Annotated in this window: 12 protein-coding genes and 3 tRNA genes; 12 read left to right on the plus strand and 3 right to left on the minus strand. The window is 39.7% G+C overall.

What is annotated here, in order from left to right:
• Positions 1–52 precede the first annotated feature (52 nt).
• The gene (gene mrcB, locus HSP_RS0100395; protein ID WP_010128124.1) at positions 53–2461 is read left to right on the plus strand and encodes a penicillin-binding protein 1B; all 2409 of its coding nucleotides are present in this window, start codon (positions 53–55) and stop codon (positions 2459–2461) included.
• A gap of 94 nt (positions 2462–2555) precedes the next feature.
• Here mrcB and galK read toward each other — a convergent pair whose 3' ends face one another.
• Both galK and galT read right to left on the minus strand, forming a co-directional pair.
• Positions 2556–3713 carry a galactokinase gene (gene galK, locus HSP_RS11300; protein ID WP_010128125.1) on the minus strand — a complete coding sequence of 386 codons (1158 nt, stop codon included), beginning with the start codon at positions 3711–3713 and terminating at the stop codon, positions 2556–2558.
• Between the two features lie 18 nt (positions 3714–3731).
• Positions 3732–4778, minus strand: coding sequence for a galactose-1-phosphate uridylyltransferase (gene galT, locus HSP_RS11305; RefSeq protein WP_010128126.1), 1047 nt, complete (start codon positions 4776–4778; stop codon positions 3732–3734).
• Positions 4779–4951: 173 nt separating this feature from the next.
• On the opposite strand from galT, the gene HSP_RS0100410 reads away from it, so the two are divergent.
• From HSP_RS0100410 to accA, 7 genes are all read left to right on the plus strand, one after another.
• Positions 4952–5953, plus strand: a complete 1002-nt coding sequence (locus HSP_RS0100410) for a substrate-binding domain-containing protein (RefSeq protein WP_010128127.1) — start codon at positions 4952–4954, stop codon at positions 5951–5953.
• Positions 5954–6117: 164 nt separating this feature from the next.
• Positions 6118–7107, plus strand: coding sequence for a galactose/glucose ABC transporter substrate-binding protein MglB (mglB, locus tag HSP_RS0100415; RefSeq protein WP_010128128.1), 990 nt, complete (start codon positions 6118–6120; stop codon positions 7105–7107).
• A gap of 64 nt (positions 7108–7171) precedes the next feature.
• Positions 7172–8692, plus strand: a complete 1521-nt coding sequence (gene mglA, locus HSP_RS0100420) for a galactose/methyl galactoside ABC transporter ATP-binding protein MglA (RefSeq protein ID WP_010128129.1) — start codon at positions 7172–7174, stop codon at positions 8690–8692.
• Positions 8693–8708: 16 nt separating this feature from the next.
• Positions 8709–9719: a galactose/methyl galactoside ABC transporter permease MglC gene (gene mglC, locus HSP_RS0100425; protein WP_007525649.1), complete on the plus strand. Its 1011-nt coding sequence runs from the start codon at positions 8709–8711 to the stop codon at positions 9717–9719.
• A gap of 164 nt (positions 9720–9883) precedes the next feature.
• Positions 9884–10609, plus strand: a complete 726-nt coding sequence (locus tag HSP_RS0100430) for a 1-acylglycerol-3-phosphate O-acyltransferase (RefSeq protein WP_007525640.1) — start codon at positions 9884–9886, stop codon at positions 10607–10609.
• Positions 10609–12024, plus strand: coding sequence for a multicopper oxidase domain-containing protein (locus HSP_RS0100435; RefSeq protein WP_010128131.1), 1416 nt, complete (start codon positions 10609–10611; stop codon positions 12022–12024). Before HSP_RS0100430 ends, HSP_RS0100435 begins: the two co-directional genes overlap by 1 nt.
• A gap of 135 nt (positions 12025–12159) precedes the next feature.
• Complete coding sequence (gene accA, locus HSP_RS0100440) at positions 12160–13113, plus strand: acetyl-CoA carboxylase carboxyl transferase subunit alpha (RefSeq protein ID WP_007525723.1); 954 nt, start codon at positions 12160–12162, stop codon at positions 13111–13113.
• Between the two features lie 113 nt (positions 13114–13226).
• Here the strand turns inward: accA and glnA are convergent, their stop codons facing one another.
• Positions 13227–14651: a type I glutamate--ammonia ligase gene (glnA, locus tag HSP_RS0100445; protein ID WP_007525713.1), complete on the minus strand. Its 1425-nt coding sequence runs from the start codon at positions 14649–14651 to the stop codon at positions 13227–13229.
• A gap of 129 nt (positions 14652–14780) precedes the next feature.
• On the opposite strand from glnA, the gene HSP_RS0100450 reads away from it, so the two are divergent.
• The 4 genes from HSP_RS0100450 to HSP_RS0100465 all read left to right on the plus strand — a co-directional run bounded on the left by HSP_RS0100450 (position 14781) and on the right by HSP_RS0100465 (position 15676).
• Positions 14781–15206, plus strand: a complete 426-nt coding sequence (locus HSP_RS0100450; protein ID WP_007525719.1) for a hypothetical protein — start codon at positions 14781–14783, stop codon at positions 15204–15206.
• A gap of 189 nt (positions 15207–15395) precedes the next feature.
• A tRNA-Arg gene (locus tag HSP_RS0100455) sits at positions 15396–15472 on the plus strand.
• A gap of 25 nt (positions 15473–15497) precedes the next feature.
• Positions 15498–15573: transfer RNA gene (locus HSP_RS0100460), tRNA-His, on the plus strand.
• Between the two features lie 26 nt (positions 15574–15599).
• A tRNA-Pro gene (locus tag HSP_RS0100465) sits at positions 15600–15676 on the plus strand.
• Position 15677 lies beyond the last annotated feature (1 nt).

A 15677-nucleotide genomic window follows, 5' to 3' on the forward strand; every position in this document is an offset into this window, starting at 1 on the left:
TGCGAATTTTTTGCAAAATTCGACCGCTTACTTTTAAATAAGATTGTACTCTATGCCTAATACTGAACGCCTAGAACAAGACGAACAACTTGAACAGCCTGTTAAGCAAACTAAGCGTGCTTATTTATTAAATACGGTAGTGAAGCTAATGATCGTTGTAGTGGCATTTATCACGTTTTATGCGATCTATTTGGATGGGAAAATCCGCGCAAAAATGGATGGTAAAACTTGGGAATTGCCAGCGGAAGTTTATGCTCGTATTGAGAGCATTAGTATTGATGATAATTTGACGCTTGAACAAGTCAAAACCGCTTTATTAGATAATGGTTATCGCCAAGTTTCTCAAATTGCAACACCAGGGGATTTCAAAATTGAAGATGATACTCTCGTGATGTTGCGTCGTGCTTTTGCGTTCCCAGAAACGCCTGAAGCGCAGCGGGTACTTCGTTTGCGTTTTACTCAAGATAAGCTGTCACATATTGAAGATTTGGTGCAAGGTAAGTTGGTTGAAAGCTTCCGTCTGGACCCAAAATTGATTGCAATGTTGCATTCAGATAGCGATGAAGAGCGCCAAGCGCTTCGTTTGCAACAATATCCTTATTTCCTGATTCAAGCTTTGTTATTAACGGAAGATAAACGTTTTTATCAGCACGATGGGATTAGCCCGATGGGGATCGCACGTGCGTTAATGGCAAACTATCAAGCCGGTCGAACCGTACAAGGTGCAAGTACGCTAACTCAACAGTTGGTGAAAAATATCTTCTTAAGTAGTGAAAAATCGTTAAGCCGTAAGGTCAATGAAGCCTTAATGTCACTGATTTTAGATTATCGCTACGATAAAAACCGTATTCTAGAAACGTATCTCAATGAAATTTATTTAGGGCAAAATGGTAGCTATCAAGTGCATGGCTTTGCGCTAGCGAGTCAGTTCTATTTTGGGCGTCCAATTCAGGAAATCACGCCTTCACAAATGGCACTATTGGTGGGAATGGTAAAAGGCCCTTCATTGTATAATCCATGGCGTAGTCCTCAAGCTGCGATGGATCGTCGTAATGTGGTATTAAAATTATTGGAAGAAAATGGCGCGATTACATCAGACGAATATCAATTCTTAGTCAAACAGCCATTAGGGGTAAAAGAAAAAGGCTCGATTTACCGTCAACAACCCGCATTTATGCAGGTGTTAAGCCAAGATTTAAAAAATGAATTAGGTGAAAATAAAGTTGCCCAGTTATCTGGTGCAAAGATTTTTACTACGCTTGATCGTAAACAGCAGCGTTCAGCAGAACAAGCCGTGATTAACGGATTGGAAGAGTTAGAAGCTACGGATAAACGGATTAAAGATCTACAATCTGCGATTGTGGTCGCTGAATATAAAACTGGTAAGGTGCGTGCAGTAGTGGGTGACCGCTTAACACAGTTCGCAGGTTTTAACCGTGCGTTGCAATCGCGCCGTCAGATTGGCTCTTTGGTAAAACCGTCGATTTATGCCATTGCGCTCTCTGACCCGAAAAATTTCCGTCTAAACACGCCGATCAACAATAAACCCATTACCATCCAAGTGAAAGGTTCGGCACCTTGGACACCGAAAAACTATGATAAACGCTTTAGTGGCTCGGTAATGTTAATGGACGCGCTTGTTCGTTCTTTGAATATCCCAACGGTAAATATTGGGATGAAGGTTGGGCTGAAAAAAGTGATCGCCAAACAAAAAGAGATGGGCTGGGATAATGTAGATATTCCAACATATCCTTCTATGTTACTTGGGGCTTACTCAATTTCGCCTTATGATGTAACAAAATCTTATCAGGTGTTAGCAAATTCTGGCTTAAAAACACCACTGACAACGATTGAGTCGATTACTGCTTTTGATGGTTCACAGATTTATCAGCGTGATATTGAAGAAGTGAGTGAACAAGTTTTACCACCAGAAGCTGCGATTCAAACGCTTTATGCTATGCAACAAGTGGTTGAACGCGGTACAGCGCGTAGTCTTCAAAATGAGTTTGCGCATTTGAAATTGGCGGGAAAAACCGGGACAACCAATAACGCACGTGATACATGGTTCGTTGGTGTTGATGGTGAAAATGTGACGACCGTTTGGCTAGGTAAAGATAACAACAGTGACACCTACTTAACAGGTTCAAGTGGTGCATTATATGTGTATAAAGCTTATTTACATCGTGCGTCACCAACGGTATTCCGCTTGCCAAAATCAGCCAATCTGCAATGGGTGGGGATTAACGGCTTTGGCACAATTAACTGTGACCCAAATCGCCAAATTCCAATGTGGCGAGACCAAGGGCAACGTTATTGCACCAGTGCAGGTAACGTCGTAGAAAGTAAACCAAGTGTATTAAATGCCATCTCATTAGGAAAATCTAAAACAGAAAACACCACAGCCGATGTTTCTGAAGATCAACAAGCGATTCCGAATGAAGAAATTGCCCCAACTGAATAATTGGAAAATAAATTAGGCTAATCGAATGATTAGCCTAATTTTTTTATGTGATTAACAGTTTGCAAATTTTTCCCAAAATTTGACCGCTTGCAATTTAAGATACCACGCTCACACCTTGTGAAGCGGTGCAAACATAGAAAGATGGCGTTAAACCTGTTTGTTTTTGGTAGTTATCTTCAATGATTTTACGCACGGCTTCTACTTTATCGTGTGGGGCTAGGGCAACGATACAACCGCCGAAACCGCCGCCAGTCATCCGTGCGCCGCCATTTTTCCCGATCACTAATTGCGCCAATTCTACCAGGTAGTCAATTTGTGGCACGGTAATTTCAAAATCATCACGCATAGAATCATGTGATTGCCCCATCAATTCCCCTAAACGGCTGAGATCGTTATGTTTCAGTGCTTCAACTGCATCAAGAACACGTTGATTTTCGGTAACAACATGTCTAGCGCGTTTAGCCACAACAGGATCTAACGCAGTTAATTCAGCTTCTTTGGCTTTAAATTCGTTGACTGAAACATCACGCAATGCTTTGACACCAAAAAATTGTGCAGCTTGTTCGCATTGTTGGCGGCGAGTATTGTATTCGCCAGTCACTAAATCATGTGGAACGTTAGAGTTCACAATAATTACAGAAACATCTTGTGGAACTGGAGTTGGCAGGGTTTCTAGGCTACGGCAGTCAATCATCAAAAGATGATCTTTTTGACCTAATGCGGAAATGAGTTGATCCATATTACCACAGTTTGCACCAACAAATTGGTTTTCAGCTTGTTGCCCAATGAGTGCAATATCAGTATGTGTTAGCGGTAATTGTCCAAGTTGTTGGCAGAATTTACCTACAGATACTTCCAATGCTGCAGAAGAGCTTAAACCTGAAGAAAGTGGCACATTACCAGAAATGACAATATTCGCACCTTGTTTGAAATCAGGACAACGTGCTTGAATAAATTTCACCACACCACGGACATAGTTTGCCCATTTATGTCTGCTTTGAGTAATGGATTCAGCTAAAGAAAACTCATCTTTTGCATTTAAGTCGGCAGCATAGACTTTCCAAGTTGCGTCTTCTCTCGGTGTGCCGGTAACCGCAGTACCAAAGTTAATCGCACAAGGCATAACGAAACCATCATTATAATCAGTGTGTTCACCGATAATATTTACGCGCCCTGGTGCATAAACTGTTAACGTAGGAGCTTGATGGTAAAGTTCTTGGTATTTTTGCTGCGCTTGTTGAATTGGGGTCATATTACTTATCCTTTTAAATTATCTTTCTTTGTAATGCACTTCATTTAATGCACGCAGGCGGTCTGCTGCTTGTTCTGCAGTTAGGTCGCGTTGACTTTCGCCTAACATCTCATAACCCACCATAAATTTGCGCACCGTTGCAGAGCGCAATAGTGGCGGATAGAAATGTGCATGAAGTTGCCAATGTTCGTTATCTTCTCCATTAAACGGTGCGGCATGGAAGCCCATGGAATAAGGGAAAGAAGTTTCAAATAAATTATCGTATTTGGTTGTGAGTTTTTTCAAAATCACAGCTAAATCTGCCGATTGTTCTGTGCTTAATTCAGTTAAGCGTTTTACATGTGCTTTCGGTAGCAGTAAGGTTTCAAATGGCCATACCGCCCAGTAAGGTACGACAGCCAGCCAATGTTCGGTTTCCACGACAATGCGTTCTTTTAATTCGAGTTCACGTTTGGCGTAATCAACCAATAATACGGAGCCATGTTTTTCAAAATATTGGCGTTGAGCTTTATCTTCACGAGCGACTTCATTAGGTAAAAAACTATTTGCCCAAATTTGTCCATGTGGATGTGGATTTGAACAACCCATTGCAGCACCTTTATTCTCAAAAATTTGTACCCATGGATATTTTTGACCGAGTTCTTCTAATTGGCTTTGCCATACGCGGATAACTGCTTCAATTTCTGCCACACTTAATTGTGGCAAGGTTTTACTGTGATCTGGAGAGAAACAAATCACGCGGCTTTCCCCTCTAGCTTGCGCACTTTTGAATAGTGGATCATCACTTTCAGCGGGTGCTGGCGTATCAGTCAGTAAAGCGGAGAAGTCGTTTTGGAATACATAAGGTTGTTGATAATTCGGATTCTTCTCACCGGTAATACGGGCATTACCTGGACAAAGATAGCAGTGCGGATCATAACTTGGTTTTTGTTCCTCACTCACTTTCTCTTGTTGCCCTTGCCAAGGTCGTTTTGCACGGTGTGGTGAAACTAACACCCATTGGTCAATTAACGGGTTATAGCGGCGATGTGGATGATCTGTGGGTTCAAAAACAGCGGTATTCATACTCTATTCCTCACATTGTAATCGGTTACATTTCTAGCCGAACAAGATACGGGAAATTATTAGAAAAAACTGTGATATAGCTCACAAAAATGAAATGTAAGCGGTTAATTTTTGGGATTTTTTTGCAAAATGATCTATGATTAAACGATATTATTTTCTGCGGAGAAATCATCATGACGACAATTAGAGATGTAGCTGAATTAGCTCAAGTTTCTGTTGCTACGGTTTCGCGAGTATTGAATCACCATTCAGCCGTTAGCAATAAAGCTCGTGTGGCTGTTGAATCTGCGATGGCGCAACTTAATTATCAGCCAAACGCGAATGCCCAAGCATTAGCAGTGCAATCGACTGATACCATTGGTGTGGTGGTTACCGATGTGACAGACCCATTTTTTGCTATTTTAGTTAAAGCGGTGGATCATGTTGCAGAAGAATATAATAAGACGATTTTAATCGGTATTGGGTATCACCACGCAGATAAAGAGCGAAAAGCAATTGATACGTTATTACGTAAACGGTGTGGGAGTATGGTGGTTCATTCCAAAGCTTTATCTGATGATGAATTGCGACAATATTTAAGTCAGCATGAAGGAATGGTGATTATCAATCGGGTAATTAAAGGTTTTGAACACCGTTGTGTGAGTTTAGATAATCGTCAAGGGACATATCTTGCAACAGAAATGCTGATTCAACATGGACATCAGCATATCGCTTATATTGGTTCTAATCATAAAATTTTAGATGAATTCGAGCGAGAAAGCGGTTATTTACAAGCCTTAAAAGCACATAATTTACCTGTGTTAGACCAATCGATGGTGCATCATACGCCAGACTTTGAAGGCGGCGAAAAAGCGATGATTGATTTATTAAGTTATAACAAGAATCTTACTGCAATCGTAGCTTATAACGATTCAATGGCGGCAGGCGCCATTTCAGTGTTACATGAAAATAATATCGCTGTACCAAGTCAGTGTTCGATTATTGGTTTTGATGATATGCCGATTGCTCGTTACTTGATTCCTAAACTAACTACTATTCGGTATCCTATTGATTTAATGGCAAATTATGCTGCTAAGCTAGCACTGAGTTTAGCGCATAAAGAGATTAAACCACCACCATTTATTCAATTTAATCCCACTTTAGTTCGGCGTTTTTCAGTAGAAACACACCGGTAAAATGTGATCTAGTTCACAAAATTTGATTTTTCTTTGTATTTTTTTGTAAACGTTTTCATATTTGTGAGGTGGATCACATTTTAAAAATAGGTTGTTCAGTATCATAGTGCGCAAAAGGTACAACCTCTTTTACTTACCTCAGTATTCCAAACAGGAGCGTTATTATGAAAAAAACAGCTATTTTAAGTGCAATCGCGTTAGCAGTTGGTTTTGCAACTGCAGCACAAGCCGCAGATACCCGTATCGGTGTAACCATTTACAAATATGATGATAACTTTATGTCTTTAATGCGTAAAGAAATCAATAAAGAAGCAAAAGCGTTAAATGATGTTGAGTTGCTCATGAATGACTCTCAAAATGCGCAATCTATCCAAAATGACCAAGTAGATGTATTGCTTTCTAAAGGTGTAAAAGCATTAGCAATTAACTTAGTTGACCCAGCTGCTGCACCAACCATCATTGGTAAAGCAAAACCAGATAACATTCCTGTTGTGTTCTTTAATAAAGACCCAGGCGCAAAAGCAATTGGTTCTTATGAAAATGCTTATTATGTAGGTACTGACCCGAAAGAATCAGGCATTATCCAAGGTGATTTAATCGCAAAACAATGGAAAGCCAACCCAGCTTTAGACTTAAATAAAGACGGTAAAATCCAATATGTATTATTAAAAGGCGAACCGGGTCACCCTGATGCAGAAGCTCGTACTAAATATGTTGTAGAGCAATTAAACGCAAAAGGTATTCAAACCGAACAACTCTTTATTGATACTGGTATGTGGGATGCTGCAATGGCAAAAGACAAAGTTGATGCATGGTTATCTAGCTCTAAAGCTAATGAGATTGAAGTGATTATCTCTAATAACGATGGTATGGCAATGGGTGCATTAGAAGCAGCACGCGCACATGGTAAACAATTACCGATTTTCGGTGTGGATGCTTTACCTGAAGTGTTACAGTTAATCAAAAAAGGTGAAATTGCAGGTACTGTATTAAATGATGGCGTTAACCAAGGTAAAGCTGTAGTTAACTTAGCCAACAACCTCTCTCATGGAAAACCTGCCACGGAAGGTACCAAATGGGAATTAAAAGATCGTGTTGTACGCATCCCTTATGTAGGCGTTGACAAAGACAATCTTTCTGAATTCTTAAAATAATTAAATAATATTTATCGTATTGAAAGGGGGAAAGCGATTTCCCCTTTTTTTGACGAGGTTGGATATGACAGCACAAAATTCTAGTCAACCGAGCGAAGTCTTACTGACCATGACGAATGTCTGTAAGTCCTTTCCTGGGGTAAAAGCCTTAGATCACGCGAATCTTACTGTCCGCTCGCACTCCGTGCATGCGTTGATGGGGGAAAATGGCGCAGGCAAATCGACTTTGCTCAAATGTTTATTCGGTATTTATGCTAAAGATGAAGGCGAAATTCTTTTTTTAGGTAAACCTGTTAATTTTAAAACCTCTAAAGAAGCGCTTGAAAATGGGATTTCCATGGTGCACCAAGAATTAAACTTGGTTCGCCAACGTAGTGTAATGGATAACCTTTGGCTTGGCCGTTACCCACTAAAAGGCCCATTCGTTGATCATGCAAAAATGTATCGCGATACTAAAGCGATTTTCGATGAGTTGGATATTGATATTGATCCAAGAGAAAAAGTAGCAAAACTTTCGGTTTCTGAAATGCAGATGATCGAGATTGCTAAAGCCTTCTCTTACAATGCCAAAATCGTGATTATGGATGAACCGACTTCTTCCCTTTCTGAAAAAGAAGTAGAACATCTCTTTAAAATTATTCAAAAATTAAAAGATCGTGGTTGTGGCATTATCTATATTTCACACAAAATGGATGAGATTCTCAAAATTTGTGATGAAATCACTATTCTTCGTGATGGTAAGTGGATTAACACCGTTCCAGTGAAAGAAACCACCATGGAAAAAATTGTTTCTATGATGGTAGGTCGTGAATTAACTCAACGTTTCCCAGAAAAAACTAACGTACCAAAAGAAGTTATCCTAAAAGTAGAACATTTAACCGCGGCAAATCAGCCTTCAATTAATGATGTTTCTTTCGAATTACGTAAAGGTGAGATTCTTGGTATTGCGGGTTTAGTAGGGGCAAAACGAACCGATATTGTTGAAGCAATTTTCGGTGTACGTGAGCTAAAAAATGGTAAAGTCTTCTTACATGATAAAGAAGTTCGTAACCATTCTGCATTTGATGCTATCAATAACGGTTTTGCTTTAGTAACTGAAGAACGCCGTTCAACAGGGATTTATGCGAATCTCAGTATCGAATTTAACTCGTTGATTTCAAATATGAAATCTTATCTTACACCATGGAAATTGCTTAGCAATAAAAAAATGCGTAGCGATACTCAATGGGTAATTGATTCGATGAATGTAAAAACGCCATCGCATAAAACCTCAATTGGTTCATTATCAGGTGGTAACCAACAAAAAGTAATCATTGGACGTTGGTTACTTACTCAACCTGAAATTTTGATGCTTGATGAACCAACTCGCGGTATTGATATCGGTGCAAAATTTGAAATTTACCAACTTATTCAAGAGTTAGCGAAAAAAGACAAAGGCATCATTATGATTTCATCTGAAATGCCAGAGTTATTAGGGGTTACCGACCGCATTTTAGTAATGAGTAACGGTAAAGTGGCTGGTATTGTTGAAACGAGCAAAACCTCACAAGAAGAAATTTTGCAGCTCGCCGCAAAATATTTATAGAAATAAGGGATTCACTATGAGTGCTTTCGAAAAAAATAAATCTTTCGATTTTCTAAAACAAAATGCTATTTATTTTGTGTTGTTAATCTTACTTTTTGTCATTATTGCGCAAGATCCTTCTTTCTTGAACTTAATGAACTTCAGTAACATTCTTACTCAATCATCTGTGCGCTTAATTATCGCTCTTGGTGTAGCAGGCTTAATCGTAACACAAGGTACCGACTTATCTGCCGGTCGTCAGGTGGGCTTAGCTGCGGTAGTTGCAGCAACTATGTTACAAGCGGTGGATAATGTGAACCGTGTTTTCCCTGAAATGGGGCAAGTTCCAATTCCAGTTGTGATTCTAGCTGTTTGTGCTATTGGTGCTTTAATTGGTTTATTTAATGGCTTAGTGGTTGCTTACCTTAACGTAACACCATTTATTGCAACCATGGGGACTATGATTATCGTTTACGGTGCAAACTCACTTTATTACGATAGCGTTGGTGGTTCTCCAATTGCTGGCTTTAGCCAAGAGTTCTCTGATTTTGCACAAGGCTTCTTCCGTTTTGGTAGTTTCAAACTTTCTTACATCACCATTTATGCAGCTATCGCAACCTTATTTATGTGGGTGCTTTGGACTAAAACTCGCTTTGGTAAAAATGTGTTCGCTATCGGTGGTAACCCAGAAGCAGCAAAAGTTTCTGGTGTAAACGTAGCGAAAAACTTAGCGTTAGTTTACATGCTTTCTGGTGCATTCTATGCTTTTGCGGGTATGTTAGAAGCAGGTCGTATCGGTAGTGCAACGAACAACCTTGGCTTTATGTATGAAATGGATGCTATCGCAGCTTGCGTAGTTGGCGGTGTATCTTTCGCAGGTGGGGTAGGCTCAATCATTGGGGTTGTAACGGGCGTGTTAATCTTTACGGTAATTAACTATGGCTTAAGTTACATCGGGGTAAATCCTTACTGGCAATACATCATTAAAGGTAGCATCATTATCCTTGCGGTAGCGATTGACTCTTTAAAATATGCGAAGAAAAAATAACGCTTAAATGCGTAAATGTTAGCGAAGACGGAAGTGGAATATCACTTCCGTTTTTATTTTGTAAATTCTCTACAAAAAACGACCGCTTACACTTTGGAAAATATTGCTAAATTCGCTATACTTCACCTAATTTCACCAGATTTTCTCTTATCATTAGGTCTATTATGTTAAAACTTCTTCGCATCATTGCGATAATTATTTGTGCTATTTTTATTTGTTTAGCTGGCGTAGTTTATGCGATTGTTCGCTTACGCAATCCAAACTGTGTAGGAGATGTCGCTAGAATGTTTAGTTCTATGCGCCACCTACTTGGTATCAATTTGATTCGCCGAACGAAAGCCCCTTTAGACACGCCTGCGATTTATATTGCTAATCACCAAAACAATTATGATATGGTGACTATTTCATCAATGGTACCACCTAATACAGTGACTATTGGTAAGCGTAGCCTCATTTGGATTCCTTTCTTCGGTTTAGTTTATTGGGTAACGGGTAATATTCTTATCAACCGAGAAAAACGCACCAGTGCGATTGGAACCATGACTAAAGTAGGTGAAATTATCAAGGAGCGTCAAGTGTCGATTTGGATGTTTCCGGAGGGCACACGTAGTCGTGGGCGTGGTTTACTACCATTTAAGACAGGAGCTTTTCATACCGCGATTGCAGCGGGAGTACCAATCGTACCGATTGTTTGCTCAACATTGCATAATAAAATAGATTTAAATCGCTTAAATAATGGAACAGTGATTTGTGAAACGCTTGAGCCGATTGATACCAGTGGCTATAGCCGTGAAAATATCAAAGAATTGATTGAAAAATGCCATGCTATTATGCAAGCGAAAATAGAAGCGTTAGATAAAGAAGTTGCTGAGTTGGAGAGCAAAGCCTAATGGATGCTTCATTTACACGAAGAGAGCTATTACAACGTGCAACATTGGCGGGCGCAATGCTTTCATTGCCACAATCACTTTTTGCTGGCGAACGAAAACCTTTATATATTCCACCGCTTATTGACGTAGGAAGAGGACGTCCAGTCCGCTTAGATTTACGTACAGCACAAGCGCAATTTGAGCAAGGAAAACTTGTAGAAGTGTGGGGTGCTAATGGACAGTATTTGGCACCAACAGTGCGGGTTCGCGCTCAAGATTTTGTTAAACTCACTTATGTGAATAATTTAACCCAAGCTATTTCAATGAATATTCAAGGTTTATTAGCGCCAACAGAAATGGTTGGTTCTATGCATCGAACTTTGGAGCCTAAAAGTAGTTGGTCACCCATTGTGACCATCAATCAACCTGCCTGCACCTGTTGGTATCACGCTGATACCATGTTTAATAGTAGCTTGCCACTTTATCGTGGGCTTGCTGGTCTGTGGATTATTGAAGATAAAGCGAGCAAAGAAGCAAAATTGCCGAATCAATATGGTGTCAATGATATTCCGCTAATTTTGCAAGATCATCAATTTAATAAGCAAGGCATGCAAGTGCTAGATATGAATCAAGCACAATTTTTTGGTAAAACCTTATTAGTAAATGGTCGCCCAGCAACTTATTTCAACGCAAATCGAGGTTGGATTCGTTTACGTATTCTCAACGCTTCTCTTTCTCGCCCTTATGAATTACGTTTAGATAACGGCCAACCACTTCATCAAATTGCTACGGGCATGGGGATGTTTGCAGAACCTATTGCTCGCCCAATGATTCGCCTTGCCCCAAGTGAACGAGTAGAAGTGTTAGTTGACCTAAGTCAGGGAGAAGCAATTTCACTTATTAGTGGCGAAACTCGAGGCATGTTAGATCGTGCTCGCCGATTATTCAGTGATGATAAAGAGCTCGACGATAATGTTATTTTAGAACTTAGACCAGAAGGTGCGGCGGCTGTTGTTAATGAAAAACCGCAATTGCCACCATTTGAATTAAGCGAATTTGAAATGAAAATTGCCAAAGAGCGCCATTTTCAATTTCGTCCATTAGATAGACTTATTAACCAAAAGCAATTTGATCCGAAACGTATTGATGTAGAGGCGAAAAAAAGCACCGTTGAACGTTGGTATCTCACTAGTACAGAAGCTATTGGATTTACCTTACAAGGTGCTAAATTTTTGGTAGAAACGCGTAACCGCCAAAAATTAGCAGTAAAAGAATATGCTTGGAAAGACACGCTGTGGCTAGAACCTAATCAAGAAACGACTATTTTAGTTAAATTTGAACATACGGCTAGCGCAGAATTGCCATTCAGTTTTGGTGTGGCTGATTTTATGCTGCGTGACCGTGGCGCAATGGGACAAATGACGGTAAGCGAATAATTATGTTCCAACAAGCGGTCGGATCTGTATAGAAATTTGCAAAAAAATCAGGAAAAATGACCGCTTTTTCCCACAACTTGTTCTCTATCAGGTAAAATACCTCACAATTTTCTCTGGAAAACAGAAGGACTAATCATGAGCCAAGAATATTTAGATTTTGAACTGCCGATTGCTGAATTAGAGGCAAAAATTGAATCGTTACGTGCGGTGGCAGAGCAAGATGACAAAATCAATTTAGATGATGAAATCGCTCGCTTACAAAAGAAAAGCGAAGAACTAACAAAAAAAACCTTTGCAAGTTTAGATGCATGGCAAACTTCAAAAATGGCGCGCCATCCAAATCGTCCTTATACATTAGATTACATTGAACACATTTTTACTGAGTTTGATGAACTTGCTGGTGATCGCGCTTTTGCAGATGACAAAGCGATTGTTGGTGGCATTGCGCGTTTAGATGATCGCCCAGTGATGGTAATTGGTCATCAAAAAGGTAGAACAACTAAAGAAAAAGTAAAACGTAATTTTGGAATGCCAGCACCTGAAGGTTATCGTAAAGCATTGCGTTTAATGGAAATGGCAGAACGCTTTAACTTACCAATTATTACATTTATTGATACGCCAGGGGCTTATCCTGGCATTGGTGCTGAAGAGCGCGGTCAGGCAGAAGCGATTGCGCGTAATTTGCGTGAAATGTCACAATTAAAGGTTCCTGTGATTTGTACCGTGATTGGTGAAGGTGGCTCTGGTGGCGCGTTAGCGATCGGCGTAGGCGATAAAGTGAATATGTTGCAATATTCTACTTATTCAGTTATTTCGCCTGAAGGTTGTGCTTCTATTTTATGGAAAAGCGCAGAAAAAGCTTCAACAGCGGCAGAAGTTATGGGATTAACCGCACAACGCTTAAAAGAGTTAAATCTTATTGATAGCATCATCGCAGAGCCGTTAGGTGGTGCACATCGTGATTATGTATCAATGGCGGAAAACCTTAAAACGCAAATTCTCGCCGATTTAGCTGAGTTAGATACGCTTGATCAAGAAGCGCTACTTGCTCGTCGTTATGAACGCTTAATGAGCTATGGATATTGCTAATATAGAATAAACAATGCGAAGTCCCTTAATGAATATTAAGAGGCTTTTTTATATCCTATATGCCTGAAATAAAAAACCGACCAAGCGGTCGGTTTTTGTTTGCTTTTTGCAAATTAGTAGTACATTTCAAATTCTACTGGGTGTGGAGTCATATTTAAACGTTCCACTTCTTTACGGCGAATACCGATGTATGCATCGATAAATTCTTTAGTGAATACGCCACCTTGTGTTAAGAACTCAAAGTCTACCGCTAATGCATCTAACGCTTCACTTAATGAACTTGCTACCGCTGGAATATCTTTTAATTCTTCTGGTGGTAAGTCATATAAGTTCTTATCCATAGCATCACCTGGATGGATTTTATTAATGACACCATCAAGACCTGCCATTAATAGTGCAGCAAAGCATAAATATGGGTTGGCAAGTGGATCTGGGAAGCGAGCTTCTACACGTGTTGCTTTCGGGCTAGTTACCGCAGGAATACGGATTGATGCTGAACGGTTACTTGCTGAGTAAGCTAATAAAACCGGTGCTTCAAAACCAGGCACTAAACGTTTATATGAGTTAGTTGATGGGTTAGTAAATGCGTTCAATGCTTTCGCATGTTTGATAATACCACCGATGTAGTAAAGCGCAGTTTCAGAAAGGCCTGCATATTTATCACCCATAAAGACGTTCTTACCATCTTTACTTAATGACATATTACAGTGCATACCTGAGCCGTTATCACCTGCAAATGGTTTTGGCATAAAGCAAGCCGTTTTCCCGTGTTCAAGTGCAACGTTTTGTACTACATATTTATAAATTTGAGTTTCGTCTGCTTTTAACGTTAGGCTGTTAAAACGGGTTGCAATTTCGTTTTGTCCTGCTGTTGCTACTTCATGGTGATGTGCTTCAATAACAAGGCCCATTTCCTCCATAATTAAGCACATTTCAGAACGAATGTCGTGTGCGGTATCAATTGGTGCAACTGCGCAGTATCCGCCTTTTTTCAATGGACGATAAGCATTATTCCCGTTTTCGTATTTACGGTTGGTATTCCACATCGCTTCAATATCATCAATATGATAAGAAACATTTTGTGGATCGGTTGAAAAACGAACGTCATCAAATAAGAAGAATTCTGGTTCTGGGCCAAACAATACGCTATCTGCGATACCAGTTGATTTTAAGAAGTTTTCTGCACGGATCGCAATTGAACGAGGATCGCGGTCATAGCTTTGCATAGTGTTTGGATCGTAGATACTGCAGCGTAGAGAAAGGGTAGGAATTTGTGCGAAAGGGTCAACAACAGCGGTTTCTGCGATTGGCATTAATAACATATCTGCTTTATTGATGGCTTTCCAACCTTCAACGGATGAACCGTCAAACATTTTACCTTCTTCAAAAAGGTCCTCAAGGTCATCTGCAACAAGGCTGACAGGAAGTGATACTCCGTGTTCTTTGCCTTTAATGTCAGTAAATCTTAATAAGACGAATTTAATATCATTTTCACGAATTAGCTTCGCCACGTTTGCAATTGCGGTTGCATTTGACATGTGTGTTAGTCCTCTATGGGTTATTTTTAAATAAAAAAATCGCAAATATCATAGCATTTTTGGCCAGAAATTTGTGATTTTTTTCATACAAATTTGTTACAATCAAAGTCCATATTATAAGGATAAGACATGAAAAAAAGCATTCTGTTCGCACTCTTTATGCTCAATGCATGCAGTAGTGGAAATAGCGATCCACGAATAGGAAAAGCGGAATTAACTAAACTCAAACGTTGGGAAGCCCAAACGAATATTGATGCCAATATTGAAATAGAATTGAACCGACGTAACCCACAAACTGATGAAAGTTTCATGCAAATCGTTAATGAAACGGTAAAGCGCAGCGTAGAAAAAGAAAAACAGCAAATTAGAGCACTTAAGCTAGAACATCGTGAAGTGAGAAAAATCGCACAATTATATGAAGAAATGCTAACAATCACACCAGAGTTATATCAGGCGACTTTAACAAGTGATAAAAAACGTGTTGTTATGCTACAAGCGAAAATAGAGCAGCTTAACCAGCAATCTGTTAAGTTAGAAAAGCAAATATTTCAATAAATTTGTAAAAGCTCTAATAAAAATGACCGCTTCCATGGTGTAAAAAACAGCAAATTATGTAAATAATCGCCTTTTTGATGAAAATAAAGACTTTTAGCAAGAAAAGTGAAATTTTTTGAAAAAAAAACTAGACAAGCATAATTGAAATCTATAATATACGCCTTCGTTGCGACGCACTGATTAAACAACGCGTTCGTAGCTCAGTTGGATAGAGCGTTGGCCTCCGGAGCCAAAGGTCGCAAGTTCAAATCTTGTCGAGCGCGCCAGAAGCAATGCGATATCAACTCTTTGGTGGCTATAGCTCAGTTGGTAGAGCCCTGGATTGTGATTCCAGTTGTCGTGGGTTCGAATCCCATTAGCCACCCCATTTAAAAATCTCGAAAGAGAATCAGACGGCGAGTAGCGCAGCTTGGTAGCGCAACTGGTTTGGGACCAGTGGGTCGTAGGTTCAAATCCTATCTCGCCGACCAC

The sequence above is a fragment of the Haemophilus sputorum CCUG 13788 genome, from assembly GCF_000238795.1.
Taxonomy (GTDB): domain Bacteria; phylum Pseudomonadota; class Gammaproteobacteria; order Enterobacterales; family Pasteurellaceae; genus Haemophilus_A; species Haemophilus_A sputorum.